Origin of the sequence: Kitasatospora sp. CM 4170 (assembly GCF_032110285.1) — a bacterium.
In the GTDB taxonomy this organism is placed as follows: Bacteria; Actinomycetota; Actinomycetes; order Streptomycetales; family Streptomycetaceae; genus Kitasatospora; species Kitasatospora aburaviensis.
Window position 1 is genome coordinate 5,619,756 of the sequence record NZ_CP134877.1, and the last position, 21,682, is coordinate 5,641,437.

At 75.7% G+C, this 21,682-nt stretch carries 20 protein-coding genes; 7 read left to right on the plus strand and 13 right to left on the minus strand.

The window, feature by feature from the left end; translation table 11 throughout:
- Positions 1-21 precede the first annotated feature (21 nt).
- The 4 genes from RMN57_RS24080 to RMN57_RS24095 all read right to left on the minus strand — a co-directional run bounded on the left by RMN57_RS24080 (position 22) and on the right by RMN57_RS24095 (position 3,907).
- The gene (locus tag RMN57_RS24080) at positions 22-1,182 is read right to left on the minus strand and encodes an Mrp/NBP35 family ATP-binding protein (protein WP_313765407.1); all 1,161 of its coding nucleotides are present in this window, start codon (positions 1,180-1,182) and stop codon (positions 22-24) included.
- 56 nt (positions 1,183-1,238) lie between these two features.
- Positions 1,239-1,844 carry a DUF1003 domain-containing protein gene (locus RMN57_RS24085; protein WP_380234719.1) on the minus strand — a complete coding sequence of 202 codons (606 nt, stop codon included), beginning with the start codon at positions 1,842-1,844 and terminating at the stop codon, positions 1,239-1,241.
- 37 nt (positions 1,845-1,881) lie between these two features.
- Entirely contained in the window at positions 1,882-3,165 is a 1,284-nt protein-coding gene (locus tag RMN57_RS24090) for a magnesium transporter MgtE N-terminal domain-containing protein (RefSeq protein ID WP_313765408.1), read from the minus strand.
- A gap of 193 nt (positions 3,166-3,358) precedes the next feature.
- On the minus strand, positions 3,359-3,907 hold the full coding sequence (locus RMN57_RS24095) for a hypothetical protein (RefSeq protein WP_313765409.1): 549 nt from the start codon (positions 3,905-3,907) through the stop codon (positions 3,359-3,361).
- 137 nt (positions 3,908-4,044) lie between these two features.
- Between RMN57_RS24095 and RMN57_RS24100 the strand changes: the two genes are divergently transcribed.
- Complete coding sequence (locus RMN57_RS24100) at positions 4,045-4,986, plus strand: DMT family transporter (RefSeq protein WP_313765410.1); 942 nt, start codon at positions 4,045-4,047, stop codon at positions 4,984-4,986.
- A gap of 14 nt (positions 4,987-5,000) precedes the next feature.
- On the opposite strand, the gene corA is transcribed toward RMN57_RS24100, so the two are convergent.
- Positions 5,001-6,125 (minus strand): magnesium/cobalt transporter CorA, encoded by a 1,125-nt coding sequence (gene corA, locus RMN57_RS24105; protein WP_313765411.1) that lies wholly within the window; start codon positions 6,123-6,125, stop codon positions 5,001-5,003.
- Between the two features lie 450 nt (positions 6,126-6,575).
- On the opposite strand from corA, the gene RMN57_RS24110 reads away from it, so the two are divergent.
- A complete protein-coding gene (locus RMN57_RS24110; RefSeq protein ID WP_313765412.1) occupies positions 6,576-7,238 on the plus strand; it encodes a suppressor of fused domain protein in 663 nt (220 codons plus the stop codon).
- A 190-nt stretch (positions 7,239-7,428) separates the two neighbouring features.
- Here RMN57_RS24110 and RMN57_RS24115 read toward each other — a convergent pair whose 3' ends face one another.
- The 5 genes from RMN57_RS24115 to RMN57_RS24135 form a co-directional block, all read right to left on the minus strand.
- Complete coding sequence (locus RMN57_RS24115) at positions 7,429-8,289, minus strand: PHP domain-containing protein (RefSeq protein WP_313765413.1); 861 nt, start codon at positions 8,287-8,289, stop codon at positions 7,429-7,431.
- A gap of 46 nt (positions 8,290-8,335) precedes the next feature.
- On the minus strand, positions 8,336-8,974 hold the full coding sequence (locus RMN57_RS24120) for a DUF6758 family protein (protein ID WP_238950043.1): 639 nt from the start codon (positions 8,972-8,974) through the stop codon (positions 8,336-8,338).
- 317 nt (positions 8,975-9,291) lie between these two features.
- Positions 9,292-9,438, minus strand: coding sequence for a hypothetical protein (locus RMN57_RS24125; protein WP_238950056.1), 147 nt, complete (start codon positions 9,436-9,438; stop codon positions 9,292-9,294).
- A 399-nt stretch (positions 9,439-9,837) separates the two neighbouring features.
- Complete coding sequence (locus RMN57_RS24130) at positions 9,838-10,731, minus strand: alpha/beta hydrolase (protein ID WP_313765414.1); 894 nt, start codon at positions 10,729-10,731, stop codon at positions 9,838-9,840.
- A 199-nt stretch (positions 10,732-10,930) separates the two neighbouring features.
- Complete coding sequence (locus RMN57_RS24135) at positions 10,931-12,907, minus strand: DEAD/DEAH box helicase (RefSeq protein WP_396327946.1); 1,977 nt, start codon at positions 12,905-12,907, stop codon at positions 10,931-10,933.
- A 531-nt stretch (positions 12,908-13,438) separates the two neighbouring features.
- Here RMN57_RS24135 and RMN57_RS24140 point away from each other — a divergent pair.
- A complete protein-coding gene (locus tag RMN57_RS24140) occupies positions 13,439-14,167 on the plus strand; it encodes a ferritin-like fold-containing protein (RefSeq protein WP_238950078.1) in 729 nt (242 codons plus the stop codon).
- A gap of 56 nt (positions 14,168-14,223) precedes the next feature.
- Here the strand turns inward: RMN57_RS24140 and RMN57_RS24145 are convergent, their stop codons facing one another.
- The 3 genes from RMN57_RS24145 to RMN57_RS24155 all read right to left on the minus strand — a co-directional run bounded on the left by RMN57_RS24145 (position 14,224) and on the right by RMN57_RS24155 (position 15,735).
- Positions 14,224-14,571, minus strand: a complete 348-nt coding sequence (locus RMN57_RS24145; protein WP_313765415.1) for a hypothetical protein — start codon at positions 14,569-14,571, stop codon at positions 14,224-14,226.
- Positions 14,572-14,701: 130 nt separating this feature from the next.
- A complete protein-coding gene (locus RMN57_RS24150) occupies positions 14,702-14,929 on the minus strand; it encodes a DUF3107 domain-containing protein (protein ID WP_238950083.1) in 228 nt (75 codons plus the stop codon).
- A 146-nt stretch (positions 14,930-15,075) separates the two neighbouring features.
- The gene (locus RMN57_RS24155) at positions 15,076-15,735 is read right to left on the minus strand and encodes a TetR/AcrR family transcriptional regulator (protein ID WP_313765416.1); all 660 of its coding nucleotides are present in this window, start codon (positions 15,733-15,735) and stop codon (positions 15,076-15,078) included.
- Between the two features lie 221 nt (positions 15,736-15,956).
- Between RMN57_RS24155 and RMN57_RS24160 the strand changes: the two genes are divergently transcribed.
- The 4 genes from RMN57_RS24160 (at position 15,957) to RMN57_RS24175 (ending at position 21,493) form a co-directional block, all read left to right on the plus strand.
- On the plus strand, positions 15,957-16,886 hold the full coding sequence (locus tag RMN57_RS24160; RefSeq protein WP_313765417.1) for an alpha/beta hydrolase: 930 nt from the start codon (positions 15,957-15,959) through the stop codon (positions 16,884-16,886).
- 552 nt (positions 16,887-17,438) lie between these two features.
- Entirely contained in the window at positions 17,439-19,133 is a 1,695-nt protein-coding gene (locus RMN57_RS24165) for a DUF3492 domain-containing protein (RefSeq protein WP_313765418.1), read from the plus strand.
- Positions 19,133-20,338, plus strand: a complete 1,206-nt coding sequence (locus RMN57_RS24170; protein WP_313765419.1) for a hypothetical protein — start codon at positions 19,133-19,135, stop codon at positions 20,336-20,338. The genes RMN57_RS24165 and RMN57_RS24170 overlap by 1 nt, the downstream gene beginning before the upstream one ends.
- A 156-nt stretch (positions 20,339-20,494) precedes the next feature.
- Entirely contained in the window at positions 20,495-21,493 is a 999-nt protein-coding gene (locus tag RMN57_RS24175) for an NAD-dependent epimerase/dehydratase family protein (protein ID WP_313765420.1), read from the plus strand.
- The last annotated feature ends 189 nt before the right edge of the window (positions 21,494-21,682 follow it).

Genomic DNA, 21,682 nt, shown 5'->3' on the forward strand with positions numbered 1-21,682 from the left:
GTCCGGCCCCTTCCGCCGTCCTCAGAACTTGTTCTTCGGGGTGAGCCCCAGCGAGAGGCCGGAGAGGCCGCGCTGGCGGCCGCCGAGCTTGCCGGCGACGGCGCGCAGGGCGGCGCCGGCCGGGGAGTCGGGGGCGGCGAGCACGACCGGGCGGCCGTCGTCGCCGCCCTCGCGCAGGCGGACGTCGATCGGGATCGAGCCGAGCACCGGCACGGTGGCGCCGACGGTCCGGGTGAGCGCGTCCGCGACGGTCTGGCCGCCGCCGGTGCCGAACACGTCGATCATCTCGTCGCAGTGCGGGCAGGGCATGCCGGACATGTTCTCGATCACGCCGACGATCTTCTGGTGGGTCTGCACCGCGATGGTGCCGGCCCGCTCGGCCACCTCGGCGGCGGCCATCTGCGGGGTGGTGACGATCAGGATCTCCGCGTTGGGGACCAGCTGGGCCACCGAGATGGCGATGTCGCCGGTGCCGGGCGGCAGGTCCAGCAGCAGGACGTCCAGGTCGCCCCACCAGACGTCGGCCAGGAACTGCTGCAGCGCGCGGTGCAGCATCGGGCCGCGCCAGACCACCGGGGCGTTGCCCGGGGTGAACATACCGATCGAGATGACCTTCACGCCGTTCGCCTGCGGCGGCATGATCATGTCCTGGACCTGGGTGGGCCGGCCCTCGACGCCCAGCATCCGGGGCACGCTGTGGCCGTAGATGTCGGCGTCCACCACGGCCACCTTCAGGCCGTCCGCGGCCATCGCGGCCGCCAGGTTCACCGTCACCGAGGACTTGCCGACGCCGCCCTTGCCGGAGGCGACCGCGTAGACGCGGGTCAGCGTGCCGGGCTTGGCGAACGGGATCTCCCGCTCGGGGGCGCCGCCGCGCAGCAGCTGGGAGAGCTCCTTGCGCTGCTCGTCGCTCATCACGTCGAGCTCCACCTCGACCCCGGTCACGCCCGGCACCCGGCCGACCGCCTCGCGGACCCGGGTGACGATGGTGTCGCGCATCGGGCAGCCGGAGACGGTCAGGTAGACCGCGACGCGCACCGCGCCGTCCTCGGCGATCTCGACCGATTTCACCATGCCGATCTCGGTGATCGGGCGGTTGATCTCCGGGTCGTTGACGGTCGCCAGCGCCTGGCGTACGGACTCCTCCGTGACGCCGGCCGCAACCTCTGTCTCGTTGGCCATGCCTTGATGGTACGGCTCCGGACGGACCGCTTAACCGGTCGGTAGCGTGCTGCCGGTCACAGCAACTCGGAGGACTCCCGGCGGTCCTCGATCTCCTTGAGCAGTGACTGCAGTTCCGCGCGGACGCCGGCCAGCTCGGATGTGATGAAGGCCCGGGTGGCGACCTCGCCGAGGCCCTGCCGCAGGGCGGCCACCTCGCGGGTCAGGTACTCGGTGTCGGCGATGTTCCGGTCGCTGCGGGCGCGGTCCTGCTCCATGTTGACGCGGTCCCGGTTGTCCTGGCGGTTTTGCGCCAGCAGGATCAGCGGCGCCGCGTACGAGGCCTGCAGCGAGAGCATCAGGGTGAGGAAGATGAACGGGTAGTCGTCGAAGCGGACGGTGTCCGGCAGCAGGGTGTTCCACCCCACCCAGACGATGACCACCACCGTCATCCAGACGATGAACCGCCCGGTGCCGAGGAAGCGCGCGATCCGCTCGGAGAGCTGGCCGAAGGCCTCCGGGTCGTACGTGGGCAGCGTGATCAGGCCCGGGCGGGTGGTGCGCGGCTGGTCGAGCCGGGCCCGGCCGGGCCCGCCGGCGGGCGTCTCGGACCGCCGTTCGCGCACGCCCTCGCGCGAGCGCAGCTCGCGCAGCTGCCGCAGCTCCCGGAGTTCGCCGTGCAGGCGCTGGCGGAGGCTGTCGTCGCGGCGGCCCTTGCGGTCAGCGTCCACCGGCGGTCTCCCTCTCCTCGGAGAGCCCGTGCAGGGCGGCCTCGCGCCAGTCGTCGGGCAGCAGGTGGTCGAGCACGTCGTCGACGGTGACCGCGCCGACCAGGTGGTCGGCCTCGTCCACGACCGGGGCGGCGACCATGTTGTAGGTCGCCAGGTAGCTGGTGATCAGCGGCAGCGGGGTGTTCGGCGGCAGCGGGTCGAGGTCGTCGTCGACCAGCGAGCCGACCAGGGTGTAGGGCGGCTCCCGCAGCAACCGCTGGAAGTGCACGGTGCCCAGGTACTTGCCGGTCGGGGTCTCGTTCGGCGGGCGGCAGACGTAGACCTGCGCGGCCAGCGCCGGCTTGTTGTCGGAGATCCGCACCCGGGCCAGGGCCTCGGCCACCGTGGCGTCCGGCTCCAGCACGATCGGCTCGGTCGTCATCAGACCGCCGGCGGTGTTCTCCTCGTACTTCAGCAGCCGGCGGACCGGCGCGGCCTCGTCCGGCTCCATCAGCTGGAGCAGCCGCTCGGCCTCGTCGCCGGGCAGCTCGGAGAGCAGGTCGGCGGCGTCGTCCGGATCCATCGCCTCCAGGACGTCGGCGGCCCGCTCGTCCTTCAGCTTGCCGATGATCTCGACCTGGTCGTCCTCGGGCAGCTCCTCCAGGACGTCGGCCAGCCGCTCGTCGTCCAGCGCGGCGGCGACCTCGGCGCGGCGCTTGGCGGAGAGGTGGTGCATGACGTTGGCGAGGTCGGCGGCGCGCAGCTGGTCGAAGGTGGCGAGCAGGTTGGCGGCACCCTGGCCCTCCTCCGGCAGGGCGAAGCCGGTGACGTCCCGCCACTCCACGGTGAGCGTCTCGCCCCGGGCCTTGCGCAGCCGGCCGACCCGGCCGACCTGCACGAAGACCTTGCCGATCTCCCACTCGCGCAGCCGGGTCTGCACCATGGCCACGTCCAGGACGGTGACCTCCTGGCCGGTCTTGCTCCAGGTGACGGTGCGGTCCAGCAGCTCGCCGAGGACGAGCGTCTCGGAGGAGCGCTGCTCGAACCGGCGCATGTTGATGACGCCGGTGGTGAGCACCTGGCCGGTCTCCAGGCTGGTGACCCGGGTCATCGGCAGGAAGGTCCGGCGCCGGCCGATCACCTCGACCACCAGCCCGAGCACCCGGGGCGGCCGCCCGCCCAGGCGGAGCGTGACGACGACGTCGCGGACCCGGCCGACCTGGTCGCCGTTCGGGTCGAACACGGCGATGCCGGAGAGGTGCGAGATGAAGACCCGGCTGCCTGGCCCTGCCATGGACTCCCTCGACTCGCTCGACGCGCTGAGGGGGCGCGAGGCAGCGCCCCGCGGCCAATCTACCCGGGGTCCCCGGGCTCGGCCCGGCGAGGCCCCGCCCCGCGCGGTCCGCCGGGTCGGGCAGCGGACGGGCAGGCGGCGCGGGAGCCACCGGGCGGGCGGCGCGAGGGCCACCGGGCGGGCAGCGGGCGGTTCAGCCCCGGCGGCGCTTGAACAGCAGCTTGGGCAGGCCGGACGGGATCGGCATCCGGGTGGTGGCGGGGGTGGGCATCGGGACGGCGGCGTGCGAGGCGTCCGGCATCTCCCCGGGGCGCTCGGTCAGCCCGGCGACCGGCTCCAGCCGGAGCACCCGGCACTCCCGGGCCCAGCGGTCGGTGATGGTGTCGGTGTCGGGCGCGTTCAGCCGCTTGCCCTTGAGCTCCTCGACGGCGCCCAGCCAGGCCTCGCTCCCCGGCTCCAGCACGGAGACCCGGGCCGGCCAGCCGGTCAGCCGGCCGCCCTTGTCCTTGCTGCGGACCGTGACCAGCGCGCCGGACCCGGCGGTGAGCCCGTGCAGCGGCTGCTCGCCGCCGTCGCCGACCACCACCACGGCGCCGTCGTACCACGCGTGCCAGAGCGCCCGGCTCTGCTCCTCGCCGTCGGCACGGACCCAGAGCAGCCCGGACTTCTTCGCGGCCTCCTCCAACAGGGCCCGGTCGAGGAAGGCGTCGGCGTTCGCGGCGGCGGCAGGCGTGCGGTCCATGGCGCACAGCGTACGGCCTGCGCGTCCACGGGGTGTCTCAACCGTCGGGCGACAGTTCCGTGATGGCCACACGGGCCTTACCTTAGGAGGTCGACAACCGGCCGCCCGGCCGCAGCACCACGAACCGGAGGAGCTCCGTGCCCGCCGCCCGGCCCGCGACCGCAGCGTCCGCCAGCACCGCACCCCGCCCCGCCGACCCGGGGGTCCCGGCGCGCCCGCTCCCCAGGATCGACCTGCTGCTGCTCGCCGTCTCGGTCTCCGGCATCTCGCTGTCGGCGCCGCTGATCAGCGCCACCGCCGCACCCGCCCTGGCGATCGCGTTCTGGCGCAACGTCATGTCGGTCGGCGTGCTCGGCCCGTACGCGCTGCTGCGCCACCGCGCCGAGCTGCGCGGGATCGGCCGCCGGCAGCTGCTGCTGGCGGCGGCGGCCGGCGCGCTGCTGGCCGTCCACTTCGCGCTCTGGATGCCGAGCCTGCGGATGACCTCGGTGGCCTCGGCGACCGCACTGGTCACCACCACCCCGCTCTGGACCATCCTGCTGATGCGGCTGTTCGGCGTCCGGGCGCCCCGGGCGGTCTGGATCGGGACGGCGGTGGCGTTCGCGGGCGTGCTGGTGCTCACCGGGGTCGACCTGTCGCTGTCGCCGCGCGCCCTGCTGGGCGATGCGCTGGCGCTCGGCGCCGGCCTCGCGGCGGCCGGCTACATGCTGATCGGCGCCGAGGTCCGCAAGACGGTCAGCACCACCGCGTACACCCTGGTCTGCTACGCGACCACGGCGGTGGTGCTGCTGGCGGTCTGCCTGGTCGCCGGGACGCCGATGAGCGGCTGGCCGGCCGGCGTCTGGTGGCAGATCGCGCTGCTGATGGTCACGGCCCAGCTGCTCGGCCACTCGCTGAGCAACCGGGTGGTGCGCACCCTCGGCCCGTCCGTCACCTCGACCGCGATCCTGCTGGAGACCCCGGGCGCCGCGCTGATCGCGGCGCTCTGGCTCGGCCAGTGGCCGCCGGTGGCGGCCTACCCGGCCGTGCTGCTGATCCTCCTCGGGCTGGTCCTGGTGGCCCGCGGCGGCCGCCGGTAACGGCCGGGGGGTCGCTAGAGCCAGCCGTTGCGGCGGAATCCGCGGTACATCCCGATGCAGATCAGGACGACGCTTCCGAGCACCATCGGGTAGCCGTACTTGTGGTGGAGCTCCGGCATGTAGTCGAAGTTCATCCCGTAGACGCCGGTGATCATGGTGGGCACGGCGAAGATCGCCGCCCACGCGGTGATCTTGCGCATGTCCTCGTTCTGCGCCACCGAGACCTGCGCCAGGTTGGCCTGGAGCAGCGAGTTCAGCAGCTCGTCGAAGCCGTGCACCTGCTCGGTGACCCGGGCGAGGTGGTCGGCGACGTCCCGGAAGTACTTCTGGATGTCCGGGTCGACCAGCCGCTGCAGCGGCTCGGAGAGCTGCTGCATGGGTCGCAGCAGCGGCGCCACGGCCCGCTTGAACTCCAGCACCTCGCGCTTGAGCTGGTAGACCCGGCCGACGTCGGTGCCACGGCCGCCCCGGTTGGAGAAGACGTCGAACTCGATCTCGTCCACGTCGGTCTGCAGCCGGTCGGCGACCAGCAGGTAGTTGTCCACCACCTGGTCGGCGATCGCGTGCAGCACCGCGGACGGGCCCTTGGCCAGCAGCCCGGTGCCGTCGGCGTCGGCCTCCAGCCGGTGCCGCAGCTCCTGCAGCGAGCTGTGCCCGCCGTGCCGGACGGTGATCACGAAGTCCCGCCCGGCGAAGACCATCAGCTCACCGGTCTCGACCACCTCGCTGGTCGGGGTCAGCTGGTCGTGCTCGACGTAGCGGATCGTCTTGAAGACGGCGAACAGCACGTCGTCGTACCGCTCGACCTTGGGCCGCTGGTGCGCGTGCACCGCGTCCTCGACCGCCAGCGGGTGCAGGCCGAAGCGCTGGGCGATGCCCTCGAACTCGGCCTCGGTCGGCTCGTGCAGCCCGATCCAGCTGAACGATCCTGCACCGTCCGGCAGTTGCTGCGAGGCCTTGACCCGGCGGACGGCCTCGCGCGGGGTGCAGCTGTCGCCGCTGCGCTTGCCGTGCTGGTACACCGCGCAGTCCACCACGGCGGACGTCGACGCGCCGGGGTGGATCGAGTCGAACAGGCCGGCCGCCGAGCGGCGGCGGTTGGTGCGGACGGCGGCGCGCAGGCTGTTGATCATCGACATGGCAGGCTCCCTGGGGCAGGAGCCGCCGCACGGCGGCGCGGTGGTGCAGGCCGTGGTGCGACGGCGGAGGAACACCGGTGTGGGGGGCGTCCGCGGTCGGTCCTCGGCCTTGCTGGGGCACGCGCTGGAACGGCCGGACGCCGGTGGGGTGCTCTCCCGGCCGGTCCGACGCCGCCTCGGCGATCCGCGAACGCGGCGATCACAGCTCTCGTGGGTGCTGTTTCAGCCTGCGTGGCGGGGGGTACGGGGAAGGCGTCCGGGCCGGGTAGAGCTGCCGGTACTGCATGGTCGGCTGGTATCCACCGCAACCACCTCCTTCGCGCCGCTGCCCCGATGGAAGGATCCCCGGTGGCCAGTCGCTCACACTAACATCTGACCGGCCATTGCCGCTGCGGTGTTCCGCCGGCGGTCGTGCCGGCCCGGCGGGCGGCCCGGGTTACGCTCACGGGCATGGCGCACGACTTCCCGCTCTTCGGCGATCCCTCGGGCACGTCCGGCCACTCCGGCGGCCACGATTCCTCCGGCCTCACCCGGGAGGCGGTGCTGGCCGCCGTCGAGGCCCGGCTGCTGACCACCTTCGGCGAGCCGAGCGGCCGCGCCGCGGTCACCTTCCTCGGGACGGACCGGATCGAGGTGCTGCGCTTCGGCCCCGACGCGGAGGGCCTGGTCCGCTACGCGACGCTCGGGATGTCCGCGGCCCCGATGGCCGACCCGACCTCGCCGGTCGCCGACCAGGTCCGCGGCCCGCGCGTCGAACTGGTCCTGACGGTCCGTGGGGGCCGCGACGGCGTGCTCCGCGCGCTGGCCACCTTCGCCGCGACGCCGCAGGTGGAGGGCCTGGTGGTGGCGCCGGGTGGCTCGCTGGACCTCGGCTCCCCGCTCTGGGAGGGCGCGCCGTTCACCTCGGTGCTGACCGCCGAGCCGGGCGGCCTGGTGCCCGATCTGGAGCTGGACGAGCCCGCAGATCCGGTCCGCTTCCTGCCGCTGCTGCCGATGACCCCCAACGAGGCCGGCTGGAAGCGGGTGCACGGGGCCGCGGCGCTGGAGGAGCGCTGGCTCAAGCACGGCACCGATCTGCGCGACCCGGAGCGCCGTGCGGTGCCGCTGGACTGACCGCGGCTCAGCAGATGCGGCGTCAACCCCGCGGCGGGCCGGGCCTGACGCGTCGGCGCCGGACCGCGCCGCCGGGAACGGAACCGGGCCCGGCGCCGCGTCGGTGCCGCACCACGACGGACGCTCCCGCGCCCCGGCGCACGCGCCGGGGCCGTGCTCAGCTCCCGATCGGCTTCGCGCCGGGCCGCGCTCAGCTCCCGATCGGCTTCGCGCCGGTCGCCTGGGCCACCAGCGCCTCGTAGACGGCGGGATCGGTGGTGTGCTCGCCGAGCCGGACGGTCTTGCGGGTGCCGTGGTAGTCGCTGGACCCGGTGGTCAGCAGGCCGAGGTCGCCGGCCAGCGCGCGCAGGTGCTCCCGGGCGGCCTCGTCGTGGTCCGTGTGGTCGACCTCCAGCGCCGCCAGACCGGCCGCCGCGAGGTCCGCGATCACCTGGTCGGAGACGGTGCGCCCGCGCTTGACCGCGCCGGGGTGGGCGAAGACCGGCACCCCGCCGGCCGCCCTGACCAGCCGGACCGCCTCGACCGGGTCGGTCTCGTGCTTGCGGACGTCCGCCCGCCCGCCGTTGGCCAGCCACTCCGCGGTGAACGCGTCCGAGACGGTGGCCACCACGCCGGCCTCGACCAGCGCGCTGGCGATGTGCGGGCGGCCCACCGAGCCCGCGCCCGCGATCCGCTCGACCTGCTCCCAGCTGATGTCCGCGCCCAGTGCCCGGCACCGCTCGACGATGGCCCGCCCGCGCCGGAACCGGTCGGTGCGCACCAGCTCGCGCTCCTGCGCGAAGGCCGGCTCGGCCGGGTCGAACAGGTAGGCCAGCAGGTGCATGCTGATGCCCTCGACGACGCAGGACAGCTCGGCGCCCGGGACCAGGGTCAGCCGGGTGCCCGCGGGCAGCGCGTGCACCGCCTCGGCGGCCTCGGCGTGGCCGGCCACCGTGTCGTGGTCGGTCAGCGCCACCACGTCCAGGCCCGCGGCGACCGCCGCCGCGACCAGCTCGGCCGGGCTGTCGGTGCCGTCGGACGCGTTGCTGTGGGCGTGCAGGTCGATGCGCACGGGCGGGGCTCCCTGGGGTCGGCTGGCGCCCAGGATAGTGCGGCGGTCAGCCGAGGAGGCGGGGGGAGAGCGCCCCGCAGGGCAGCAGGTCCAGCTCGGCGCCGGCCTCGCGCAGGTCGGTGAGGACCAGCTCGTCGTACATCACCAGGGCCGACTGCTCCGGCCAGGCCACCGCCCAGAGCCAGAGTCCGCGGGCCTCGCCGACGAAGACCGCGCGGTCGGCGGGGGCGTCCGGGACGTGGAACATCGGGGTCGGCCGCCCGGCCGCCATCAGCTTGGCGTCGGCGGGCTTGTAGAGGGCGACGGACTCGCCCGGGTCCGGTCCGGCCAGCCCCGCGTACCGGGCGCCGAGGCCGACGCCGAGCTCCTCCGCGACCAGGACCAGCTCCCCGAAGCCGCCGAGCGGCGCCGGGCCGGAGCAGGCGACGGCGGTGGCCCGGGCGCCCGAGACGTCGTCGCCGACGTGCGCGATGCCGGTGAACAGCCACCCGACCGGGAGCGGCCAGGGCAGCCAGACGGGGACCTGCGAGCGGGCGACGGCCACACCGAGCGCCTCCACGCTCGGGGGCAGCACCGGCTGCATCGGGTGCACGGCGCCGTGCCGGTCGCACTGCCAGGTGTCTGAGAACAGACCGGGGGCGCGGACCCGACCGGCGCACCTCGGGCAGCTTGGCTCGCCCCTCATAGCCGACAACGCTCCTCCCTCCGGACCGCCGCGTCAAGGACGATCACCCGTACGGAGGGCTCGGCGGCACCTGTCGGTGGCGGGCGCCCGGCCCGCGCAGGGTGGGCGCGAAAACGGGCGGTTCCCGGTAGGGGATGTCCAGCGGCGGGCGGCGGCAAACGTCGGCCCGCTCGGGCGGCGACGGGGCCGGACGCACTGACGCCCCGTCATCGCTGGTGCGGCGACGGGGCGTCAGTCGGGTATCGGAACGTCGGAGTCGGACGCTCCCGGCTCTTCGGCGGCGGGTGAGGTCCCCGGGGCTGGGGCGCCGCGCCGGGTCAGACGGTCGGGCACGGACGGATGAGCAGGCGTTCGCCGGTGCTGGCGGCGGCCTGGACCAGTTCGCGGACGGTCTCGGCGTCGGCGATCAGGCGGTCGGTGGCGGTGCCGTGGGCGTCGTCCAGGCGGAGGATCTCGAAGCGCATGGGCGTCTCCTTTCCCGGCCCCGTCGGGCGGGGCGGTCGTGGCTGAGTCGGTATCAGCCCTTTCTCGGTCTGTCGGGTCGAACGGTCGACGGGGTCGACGGTCTGCTGCGGCAAAGGGCTCCCCCTGCTTGCCGGGCACGCCTGGTCCCTCGTGAACCACTGTCGCGTGGTGCTGCTACCGGGCCGTTGCCCGTCCGTGACATCCGGGTTTCGGCTGATTCGCGCCGACGTCGATGGCGACGATGATTCCCGGACAGAATCAAATATTACCGCAACTAACGAATTTTGTCCCGTGGTTTGCCCCGCGGTTCGGCCCGCAGGTCGCTCTGCGGACCGCCGCGCGGGGTGGGGCTTCGGCGGGCCGGGGCCCGGCCGGACGGGGTAGGTCCGCCAGGTTCGCTAGGCCCAGAAACCGGTCAGGGCCTCGGCGGTCGCGGCGGGCTGTTCCGCGTTGGGGGAGTGACCGGCGTCCTCGACCACCACGCGGCGGGCGCCCAGCCGCTCGGCCATCGCCGTCTGCTCCGGCACCGGCCAGGCGTAGTCCCGGACGCCGGAGAGCACAAGGAGGGGCAGCCCGGCCGCGGTCGCCGCCGCCGCGAGCCCGTCCACCCGGTCCGGCGCGGCGACCAGGTGCCCACCGGTGGTGGCGAGCGCCTGCGGCACGTTGGCCACCCAGCGGCGGTGCAGGAAGTCCGTCACCTCGGGGGCCGGGCGGCGCGCCGGGTCGCCGGAACCCTCCTCCATCTGCTGGAGCACCTGCCAGATCTCCTCCAGGCTCATCGTCGGCAGCACCGACAGCAGCAGCTTGGTCCGTTCCGCCTCCGCCGGGTCGATCGCGCCCGGGCCGGTGGACATCAGGGTCAGCGACCGCCAGGGCAGCGGGCCCTCGGCCGCGGCCGCGAGGACCGCCTCGCGGACCACCTGGCCGCCGAAGGAGTGGCCCAGCAGGTGCAGCGGGCCGGCGTCGCCGCCGGGCTCGGTCAGCAGTGCGGCGGAGAGCGCCCGGACGTCCGCGCCCAGCGCGTCGACGGCGTACTCGGCCGGGTCGTCCGAGCCGCCGGTCTCGTACTGCCCGCGCTGGTCGATCGCGGTCACCCGGTAGCCGGCCGCCGCGAGCGGCTCCAGCAGCGCGATGAAGTCCTCCTTGCTGCCGGTGAAGCCGGGCACCAGCAGCGCCGACCCGCGGACCGCGCCGGCCGGCTCGGCCCGCAGCGCGGCGAACTCCCCGCGCGCGGTGGCCAGCCGCAGCGGGCGCGCGCAGTGCGGGAGGGTGAGGAACGGCGGGGTGCTCATGGGCGGATCTCCTGGGGCTCCTGCGTGCGGCCGGCGGCCGGGGTGACCGGTCGGTAACCCCCGAGGGTAGCCGGGCGGGTGCTCCGGGGGCCGGGGTGGCCGCCCCGGGGCGCCCGCCGCGCCGGGCCCCGAAACGCCGGAGGGGGCGGCCCGGTCCCGACGGGGATCCGGACCGCCCCTCCGGGCGGTGCGTCGGCGGTCAGCCCTCCGGCGTCGCCTCGGGCGCCGCGGCGGCGGCCGGACGGCGGGTCCGGGTGCGCCGGCGCGGAGCCGCGGCCTCGGCCTCGGCCGGGGCGTCGCCGCCGGCCTCCGGGGCGGCAGCGGCCTCGGTGGCCGGCTCGGCCTTCGCCTTGGCCCGGCTGCGGGTCCGCTTGGCGGCCGGCTTCTCCGCGGGCGCGTCGGCGGCCGGGGCGGCCGTCGCCGCGGCGGCCTCGGCGACCGCGGCCGGAGCCTCGGCCACCGCGGCGACGGCGGTCTCGCCCGCGCCGGTGCTGCGCGGACGGCGACGGCGGCGGCGCGGGGCCGCACCCTCGGCGCCCTCGGCGGCCGGCACGGCCGGAGCCTCGACGGCGACGGCCTCGACGGCCTCGGCGACCGGCGTGGTGGCCGCGTCGCCCGCGACCGCGGAGCCACCGCGGGTGCGGCGGCGCTCACGGGTCCGGCGGGCAGGCTTCTCCTCGGTGGTCGCGGCGGCGTCGGAGCGGCCGGAGCCGCCCCGCGAACCGTTCCGGCCGCGGCCGCCGGCCGAACGCGAACCGCGCCCGCCGGTCTCGCCGAGGTCCTCGACCTCTTCGGCGTTCAGGCCGGCCCGGGTGCGCTCGGAACGCGGCAGCACACCGGTGGTGCCCTTGGCGATCTTCAGCAGCTCGTACAGGTGCGGCGAGGTGGAGTAGGTCTCCTCCGGCTCGTTGAACGGAAGGTCCAGCGCCTTGTTGATCAGCTGCCAGCGCGGGATGTCGTCCCAGTCGACCAGCGTGACGGCGGTGCCGGACGCGCCGGCCCGGCCGGTGCGGCCGATCCGGTGCAGGTAGGTCTTCTCGTCCTCGGGGCACTGGTAGTTGATGACGTGCGTGACGCCCTCGACGTCGATGCCGCGGGCCGCGACGTCGGTGCAGACCAGCACGTCGACCTTGCCGTTGCGGAACGCCCGCAGCGCCTGCTCGCGCGCGCCCTGGCCGAGGTCGCCGTGGACGGCGCCGGCCGCGAAGCCGCGCTGGGTCAGCTGGTCGGAGACGTCGGCGGCGGTGCGCTTGGTCCGGCAGAAGATCATGCACAGCCCGCGGCCGTCGGCCTGCAGGATGCGCGAGACCATCTCCACCTTGTCCAGCGAGTGCGCACGGAAGATGTGCTGCTCGATGTTGGCGACGGTGGTGCCGGTGTCGTCCGGAGCGGTGGCCCGGATGTGGGTCGGCTGGCTCATGTAGCGGCGGGCGAGGCTGATGACCTGGCCCGGCATGGTGGCCGAGAACAGCAGGGTCTGCCGCTTGGCCGGCAGCATGGTGAGGATCTTCTCGACGTCCGGCAGGAAGCCCAGGTCGAGCATCTCGTCGGCCTCGTCCAGGACGAGCGAGCGGACCTTCGACAGGTTCAGCTTCTTCTGGCCGGCCAGGTCGAGCAGGCGGCCCGGGGTGCCGACGACGATGTCGACGCCCTTGTTCAGCGCCTCGACCTGCGGCTCGTACGCCCGGCCGCCGTAGACGGCGAGCACGCGCACGTTGCGGACCTTGCCGGCGGTCTGCAGGTCGTTGGTGACCTGGGTGCAGAGCTCGCGGGTCGGGACGACGATCAGCGCCTGCGGGAACTCGGAGAGCTGCTCCTCCTCGGCCCGGCCGGCGTCGACGTCGGCGCGGACGATGACGCGCTCGATCAGCGGGAGGCCGAAGCCGAGCGTCTTGCCGGTGCCGGTCTTGGCCTGGCCGATGACGTCGTGGCCGGTCAGCGCGACCGGGAGGGTCATCTCCTGGATGGGGAAGGGGTGGACGATGCCGACGGACTCCAGGGCCTCGGCGGTCTCCGGCAGGATCCCCAGGTCCCGGAAGGTGGTCTTGGTCGGTTCAGCGGTGGTGGACAGGATGCTGCCTCTTCCGTGTGGAGGGGCCGAGAGCGAGCGGCGGGCGGGCAGCCGCGCGGCTGTGTACGGGCCTGGACGGCCCTGAATACAGCTGCGCGGACGCACAACCGCGCCGGTCCCTGCGGCCGGCCGGTCCGCGCGGCCCGGTGAGGGGCGCGGTCTCGGCGGCGTCGGGGAGGATTCCCGTGAGGGACCTGCGCGGGACCTGCGCCGGGCTGGCGCGGTCTCGGCGGCCCTCGCTCGGCCACTGATGCGGTGCCAAGGCTTGAAGTCCAAGCCAAGGTCGGAGCCGATCGGCTCTCCGACCGGGCATCCGCGTACGTGAGTACCCGGCTTCCGGTGCGGGCACGTCCGTCGGACGGCCCCGCTTCGGAGCGGACTCGCCGGGGTCACCGAGACGGCGGTGACACCGTGCAAGCACTACGGGTCTCCCTACCACCATACAGTCACGCGACGACTCGAACACGTGACGCCGGTGACATCCCAGGTGACGGGGCCCGGCGGCGGTGCGCCGGGGCGGGGTCGGCGGGCGCCGTCCCGGGTGCTGCGGACGGGCCCGGGAGGCCGGGCCCGCCGCCCCGGGCCGGGCGGCGGCGTGCGTGTGCGGCGGCCCCGCCCGGACTAAGGTGGCGGGTCATGGAGACCCATGGTGAGACGCAGGACATCGCGGCCGGCTCGATCGGGGACTGGGCGAGCTGCTCGGCCGACCCGGGGTACCGCGCGGCCGTGCTGGACCTGCTCGGAGCCCTCGCGTACGGCGAGCTGAGCGCGTTCGAGCGGCTCGCCGAGGACGCCAAGCTCGCACCGGACCTCGCCGACAAGGCGGCGCTGGCGCGGATGGCCTCCGCCGAGTTCCAGCACTACCAGCGGCTGCACGACCGCCTCGCCGAGGTGGGCGCGGACCCGCAGGAGGCGATGCGCCCGTTCGTCGAGCCGCTGGAGCTGTTCCACCGGATGACCGCGCCCTCGGACTGGCTGGAGGGCCTGGTCAAGGCCTACGTCGGCGACGCGATCGCCACCGACTTCTACCGCGAGGTGGCCGTCCGCCTGGACGACGACACCCGGGAGCTGGTCCTCGGCGTGATGTCGGACACCGGCCACGCCCAGTTCGCCGTCGACAAGGTCCGGCAGGCGATCGAGGCCGACCCGCGGGCCGGTGGCCGGCTCGCGCTCTGGGGCCGCCGGCTGATGGGCGAGGCGCTCAGCCAGGCCCAGCGGGTGGTCGCCGAGCGGGACGCGCTCTCCAACCTGCTGGTCGGCGGCGTGCAGGTGCAGGGCTTCGACCTGGTCGAGGTCGGCAAGATGTTCAACCGGATCACCGAGGCGCACACCAAGCGGATGGCCGCCCTGGGCCTCGCCTCCTGACGGCTGCGGGCGGCGCCGGGCCGTGCCGGTCCGGCGTCGGCCGGCGCGGGCTCCGGTCAGGCGTGCCGGTGGCGCCGGTGCGCGCCGCCGGCCCGGTGCGGGTGACGCTCGCCGCCGACCCGGTGCGGGTGGTGCCGGTGTGCGGGCAGCCGCCCGGCCGCCAGGTCCGGCCGGGCCAGGACCGAGGTGAGCAGGCCCGAGACGATCGCCGAGACGGCGATGCTGACCCCCGGGAACGCGCCGTCCAGGGTGAAGTGCATGATCACCCCGCCGAGCAGCGCGGCCACCAGGGCCGTCCCCGCCGTGAGCGCCCGGCCGCCCGGGAAGTAGGCGGGCAGCGACACCAGCGCGGCCGCGCCGACGATCAGGCCGATGAGGGCGAAGGCGAGCGTCTCGACCAGCAAGGGTGCCTCCCCTGGGTGCGGGCGTGCGGCGCGGGGCGTCCGCACCCCAGGCCGTACCCCGGTGCCCCCGGCCGTACACGCGACGGTGCCCCGCCCCCCCGGGTGGGGGGGCGGGGCACCGTGAAACGGCTCAGAGCGTGCCGAAACCGACCTTGCGGGCGGCCTGCTCGCCGATCTCCACGTACGCCAGGCGCTCGGCCGGGACGATGACGCGGCGGCCGTGCTCGTCGGTCAGCGTGAAGAGCTTCTCGGTGCCCTCCAGCGCCTTGGCGACCGCGCTCTGGACCTCATCGGCAGTCTGCGAGCTCTCGATCACGATCTCGCGCGGCGCGTTCTGCACGCCGATCTTGACCTCCACGGCTTCCGTCCCTCCGGGGTTGCAGCCATCCACGCGCGGTACCGGACCACCTGGGACAGGCGATCGCGGCGACCGCGCCGTACGGCTTCACCATAGAGCACGGGATCAAGGCCGAGGCGAAGGTCGGCCGATCACCCCGCGGCTCACTACTCCGCGGCCGGGGCCTCGGGGGACTCGGCGCCGGGGTGCATCGGGAAGCCCTTCAGACCGCGCCAGGCCAGGCTCGCGACCAGCCGGACCGCCTCGTCGCGCGGGATCTCCAGGCCCTGCGAGAGCCAGTAGCGCGCGGTGATCTGGGCCAGGCCGCAGACGCCGGCGGCGAGCAGCTTGGACTCGGCCTCGGGGAGGTCGGTGTCCTCCTGGATGACCTGGCTGACCAGGGTCGCACTGGCCTCCGAGGCCCGCTCGACGCGCTCGCGCACGGCCGGCTCGTTGGTCAGGTCGGACTCGAAGACCAGGCGGAAGGCGCCGGACTCGCTGGAGACGTAGTTGAAGTACGCCTCCATCGTCGCCGCGACCCGCAGCTTGTTGTCGGTGGTCGTCGAGAGGGCCTCGCGGGTCGACTCGACCAAGGCGTCGCAGTGCTTGTCGAGCAGCGCCAGGTAGAGCTCCAGCTTCCCGGGGAAGTGCTGGTACAGCACCGGCTTGCTGACCCCGGCGCGGTCGGCGATGTCGTCCATGGCGGCCGCGTGGTAACCCTGCGCGACGAACACCTCCTGGGCGGCACCGAGCAGTTGTTCACGGCGGGCGCTTCGCGGCAGGCGGGCACCGCGCGGGCGCTCCTGCGCCTCCTGGATGGCCGTCACGGCGCTCCTCACTTCACGGGTTGTTCGGGGCTGGCAAGGTGACCGATTCTACTTTTCGGTAACCGCGTTCGCGCTTGGCGAGCGTGAGAAAAGCACGGAGCCCCCTTGTCAGGAGCCCACAATACGGCGCTGACCACGGGCAACGGCAGTGGTGCGACAAGGTGTGAGACGGCGGTCCCGATCGAGGCCGGTCGGCCCGGGGCTCACTACCATCGTCCATCATGAGCAGCGCTGAGCAGCAGATACGCCCGGAGGCGGGCCGGCCCGCACCGTTCCGTACGGTCGAGGTGCCCGGGGCGGTGCTCGCGGTGCACCGTTCCGGAGCGGACGGCGGGCCCGTCGACGGGCGTACGCCGGCCCTCTTCGTGCACGGCCTCGGCGGCTCGGCCGCCAACTGGACGGCGCTGATGGCGCGGCTGGACGGCCTGGTCGACGGCGAGGCGGTGGACCTGCCCGGCTTCGGCCGCTCCGCGCCGCCGGCCGACGGCAACCTCACCGTCAACGGCCACGTCCGTGCGGTGATCGGCTACCTGGAGGCGACCGGGCGCGGCCCGGTGCACCTCTTCGGCAACTCGCTCGGCGGAGCGGTCTCGGTCCGGCTCGCCGCCCTCCGGCCGGACCTGGTGCGCAGCCTCACGCTGATCTCGCCCGCGCTGCCCGAGCTGCCCCCGCAGCGGTACGCCTGGCCGACCGGCCTGCTCGCGGTGCCCGGCGTCCCGGCCCTGCTGCGCCGGCTGCCGGCCAACGGCCGCACCCCCGAGGAGGCCACCGAGGGGCTGCTGCGGCTGGTCTACGGCGACCCGGCCGCGCTGCCCCCGGCCACCCGGGCCGAGGCGGTGGCCGAGTACCGGCGGCGGATCGAGGTGCCGTACGCGATGCAGGCGCTGGTCGGCTCGGCGCGCGGGATCGTCACGGCGTACACCGAGCGCGGCGACCAGGCGCTCTGGCGGCAGGCCCGCCAGGTGAACGTGCCGACGCTGCTGGTCTACGGGCTGCGCGACAAGCTGGTCTCCTACCGGTCGGCGCGGCGGGCCTGCGCGGCCTTCGAGGACTCCCGGCTGCTGGTGCTGCCGGACTCCGGGCACGTGGCGATGATGGAGCACCCCGACGAGGTGGCCCGCGCGGTGCGGGAGCTGCTCGGCCGGGCCTGAGCGGATCGGGGACCGCGCGTCCGCGCGGAGCGGATCGGGAACCGCCCGCACGGGCGGGAGCGGATCGGGAGCCGTTCGTACGGGCCGGGCGGCCCGGAAGCCGCGGGAGCGGGCCTGAGCTGCGCGGGAGCCGCCGGCACGGGGCCGGCCGGTCCGGCGCGCCCGGAGGGGCGGCGGACCGCCCGCCGACCGGGTGGCGGTAACGCCCCCGTTCGGGGCGAGGTCACGCCGGTTCACTCGTTCAGGTGGCAGCCAGGCATGTGACCGATGGATTGCCGGGGGCCGGTCCTACCTTTCTGCTGTCGGACCGAACTGGTGTGGGGGAGTCGCGGCCACCGGAGTACCCCCGGAATGTCCGGAGAGCGTGGCCGCAGGCAGACGGGTCGGCAGGGCCGGTACGACCGCCGGCCCGGGCCGCCGTGTGCCCGGCCGACCGGGCTCCACCACCCCCGGGCCCCTCCCCGCGCCGTCCCGCGGGGCCCCGGGCGCCGGCCGTGGCCGCTCAGCAATCCGTCGATCCGCTCCCGATCCGCTCTGCCCTGGAGGTCTCCCGTGCGCGTTGCTCTGCTCACCGAGGGTGCGCGGCCGCACTCCCAGCGTGGCCTCGGCGGCTGGTGCGCCCGCCTGGTCGAGGGCCTGCGCGAGCACGACTTCGAGCTGTACGTCCTGGCCGGACGGGACGCGTCCGGGATCGCCGGGAGCCCGCGCGGCCGGTGGCTCGGCGTGCACGAGCTGGCGCTCTGGGGGCGCCGCCCGGCCGGCCGGGCACCCGGGGCGCTGCGCAGACGCCAGTACGCACGGGCGTACGAGCAACTGGTCCGGGCCCTGGTGGTACCGGGCGAGCGGGCCGCCTTCGGCGCCGGGCTGTACCGCCTGGCCGTGCTGGCCGCAGAGGACGGCGGGCTGCCCGCCTTCCTGGCCTCCGCACACGCCCGCCGCACCCTGGAGCGGGTCTGGCGCGGCCCGGGCGCCGACACCTCGGCCGGCGAGCCGCTGGTCTGCGACGTGCTGGTGGCCGCGGACCTGCTGGAGCAGTGCCTGCGCCCGCTCTCCGCGCCCTGGTACGGCGCCGGGCCCGGCGGGCTCGGTGCGGCGGACCTCTGCCACGTGGTCGGCGGCGGTCCGGCGGCCTTGCCGGCCCTGGTGGCCAAGCGGTTGCACGGGGTGCCGTTCGTGGTCACCGAGCACGGCCTGCACCTGCGCGAGCAGTACCTCGGCTACCGCGAGGCGCCGTACCGGTGGCCGGTCCGGGCGCTGCTGCTCTCCTTCTTCCGGGCGCTCACCGAGGAGACCTACCGGCAGGCCGCGATACTCACCCCCGGCAGCGCCCACGACCAGGAGTGGCAGCAGCGCTGCGGCGCCGATCCGGCGCGGACCCGGGTGGTCCACGAGGGCACCCCGGCGGTGTCCCGGGCGGCGGCCGGTCCGGAGCCGGCCGCCCCGACCCTGGTCTGGGCGGGGGCGCTGGAGCCGGGACGTGACACCGAGCTGGCGCTGCACGCCTTCGCGCGGGTCCGGGCGGAGCTGCCCGGGGCGCGGCTGGTGATCCACGGCGAGGAGGCCGCCCGCGGCTACCGGGCGCACTGCGAGGCGGTGGCCGAGCGGCTGGGGGTGGCCGGGGCGGTGGAGTTCGCCGGGCGGCCGGAGTCGCCGGCGCGGGCCTGGGAGGGCGGCACGGTGATCGTCTTCTCGGCCCTCTCCCACCGCGGCCCCCGGCTGCTGGCGGACGCGATGCTGAGCGGGCGCGCGGTGGTCTCGACCGACGTCGGGGTGGCCCGGGAGGTGGTCGGCCCGACCGGGCTGCTCGTCCCGCCCCGCGATCCGCAGGCGCTGGCCGGGGCCTGCCTCGCGCTGCTGCGCGACGAGGAGCGGCGGGCCCGGCTCGGGCTGGCCGGGCGGCTGCGGGCGCAGGAACGCTTCGCCGTGGAGCCGGTGATCGGCGCCTTCCGGGAGATCTACCTGGAGCTGGTCTCGCAGTGGCCGGCCTTCCCGGCGGCCGGGGCCGGCGGTGCGGTGGCCGCACCGCCGCGCCCGTTCGCCCGGCCCGCCGAGTACTGGCTGGCCGACCGCCGGGGCGCGGGGAGCGCCGGGGACGGCGGCGCCACGGCCGGTGCGGGGCGTGCGGCCGTCACGGTCGGTGCGGGTGCGGGTGCGGGTGCGGGTGCGGGTGCGGCGGACGGCGAGGCCGCGGACGGCGGCGCCGGTGCGGTGGCCGACCGGGCGGGCGCCCTCGCGGAGGCGGTCTGATGGCCGGCCCGCGGGCGGCCCGGGAGGGGGCGGCGGCCGGGGCCCCCGGGGCCGATCCGGTCCGGGAGGTGATGGCGGAGCACCGCGCGCTCTGCGAGCGCGCCGTCGACCCGCTGGAGATCGCCGCCGGGCTGGAGGAGGCCGGGCTGGGCCCGGCGGAGGCCGCGCGCTGCCGGCACGCCGACCTGTTCTCGCTCGCCGAGGAGCTGTACGCCAGGGTGCCGCGCCGTCCTCCCGCGCCGCGGGACGCCGGGCCGCCGGAGATCCGGCACCGGCGGTGCGGCGGGGTGCTGCGGACGGCGGTGCTGGCGGCCCTGCCGGTCGCGGCGGCAGCCGGACTCGGTGGCCGGTGGCCGGCGCTGCTGCCGGCCGCGGTCCCGCTCGTACTGCTGCCGGCCGGGGCTGCCGGGGAGGCCCGGCCGGCCCGGGTGGCGGTGGGCAGGGTCGATTCCGGGACGGCCGCCGGCACCGCCGGCACCGCCACCACCGCCTCCGCCGACTGCGCCGCCTCCGCCGCCGAGGGCGAGCTCGGCCCGCAGGCCGCGCCCTGGCCGGCCGGAGCGCCGCCGGGGGCGCCGCCGCGCCGGTGGCGGCCGGCCGCGCTCGGCCACGGCGCCGGGGTCGCCGGGCTGTTGCTGCTCCCGCTCGCCGCGTCCGGTGCCGGGGCGGCGGACGGCCGGGTGACGGCCGCGCTGGTGCTGGCGGCCGCGCTGTCGGCAGGCTCGGCCGAGTGGGCCGCCCGCTGGTTCCGGCACGTCGGCCGGGGCCACCTGCGGGCCGCCGGCACCCTCGCCGAGTTCCGGGCCCGGATGCGGCCGGTGCTGCCGGTGGCGGTCGCCCTGCACCTAGCGGTGCTGGCGGTGCTCAGCTTCGCCGCGCTCGCCGTGCTGACCGCCGTCGCGCCGCGCCCGGGGCCGGGCCACGGCGGCGGGCTGCTGCACCTGGCGGTCGAGCGCGCCGAGCCCGCCCAGTGGGCGGCGCAGGGCGTGCTCGGGCTGCTGCTGGTGCTGCCGGCGATGCTGGCGCGTTGCGGCCGCAGCGGTGCCGCGGCACTGGGCGCACTGGCCGGGGCGGCCGCCGTCGCGCTGCCGCCGGCCCTGGGCCGGCCCGCGTCGGCGGCCGGGCTGCTCGGCGGCGGGGCCGTCGCGCTGGCGGTGCTGGCGTACGCGTGGCCGGTGCTCGGCCGGGCCGGTGCGCACCGCTGAGCGCCGCCCCCGACCGGTCACCGGCCCGTCGACGCCGTTCCCGCGGGCGCCGGCCACGATCCTCCGGGCCCGCTGTTCTCGAACCTGTCTCACCATCCGTCTCACACTCTGTCCGCCAGGTCGTACCCGACCTCGCTTCGTGGAAGGACGCCCCCGATGAGGGTGCTGCTGCTGGGCGCCGACGGCTTCATCGGCCGCCGGGTCACCGATCGTCTGCTCGTGGACCAGGAGTTGCAGGTGACGGTGCTCGGCCGGCGTGACTCGGCCGACATCCGCTTCGACCTGACCACCGGCAGCCCGGGCGCGCTGGCCCGGTTCCTGGACGCGGTCGCGCCGCAGGTGGTGATCAACTGCGCGGGCGCCACCTACGGCAGCTCGCGCACCCTGATCCGGGCCAACACGCTGGCCGTCGCCACCGTCTGCGAGGCGATCCGGCGCAGCCGCGAGCCGGCCCGGCTGGTGCACGTCGGCTCGGCGGCCGAGTACGGGCCGGTGCCGGGCGGGGTGCCCGTCTCGGAGAGCGCGGAGCCGCGCCCGGTCGGCCCGTACGGGGTGTCGAAGCTCGCCGGGACGGAGCTGGTGCTGGCCTCCGGGCTCGACGCCGCGGTGCTGCGGGTGTTCGACGTGGTCGGCCCGGGCGCGCCGACCGCCTCGCTGTTCGGCCGGCTGGCCGAGGGGCTGCGGCGGGCGCTGGAGCGGGACGAGGCGCAGGTGCGGATGCCCGACCTGTCCGGATACCGGGATTTCGTGGACGTCCGGGACGTCGCGCGGGCGATCCGGGCGGCCGCCGTGTCGGCGGCCACCGGGGTGATCAACATCGGCAGCGGGCACGCCGTCCGGGCCCGGGAGGCGGCCCAGCTGCTGGTCCGGGCGTCGGGCTTCGAGGGGGCCGTGGTCGAGGAGAACCGGCAGGTCGTGCTGCCCGCGCAGGCCGGCGGGCCGGCCGAGCACGGCGTCCCGCACCTGGGCCACCACGTGCCGGGCCACCGGGGGCCGGAGCCGCGGCCGGGCGAGGGGCGGGTCGCGGCGGGCGAGCCGGTGCCGTGGCGGCAGGCGGACGTGCGGACCGCCCGGGACCGTCTCGGCTGGCGGACGCAGGTGCCGCTGGAGGAGTCGCTCGGGGACGTCTGGCTGGAGACGGCCTGCCGGGTCTGAGCGGCGCCGGGCGGCAGGCGCCTCCGGTGTCCGAGGGCGCAACGGCCCCGGCGGGGCGGGCCGGCGCGCCCTCGGGCGGCCCGCGGCCGGGGGTGCCCCCGGGGGATTCCGCGGTCCCAGCATCCGAGGGCGCCTGTCTCGCCCATCGGACGGGCTGTCTCGGAATACCGGGGCGGCGTGACACTGTTG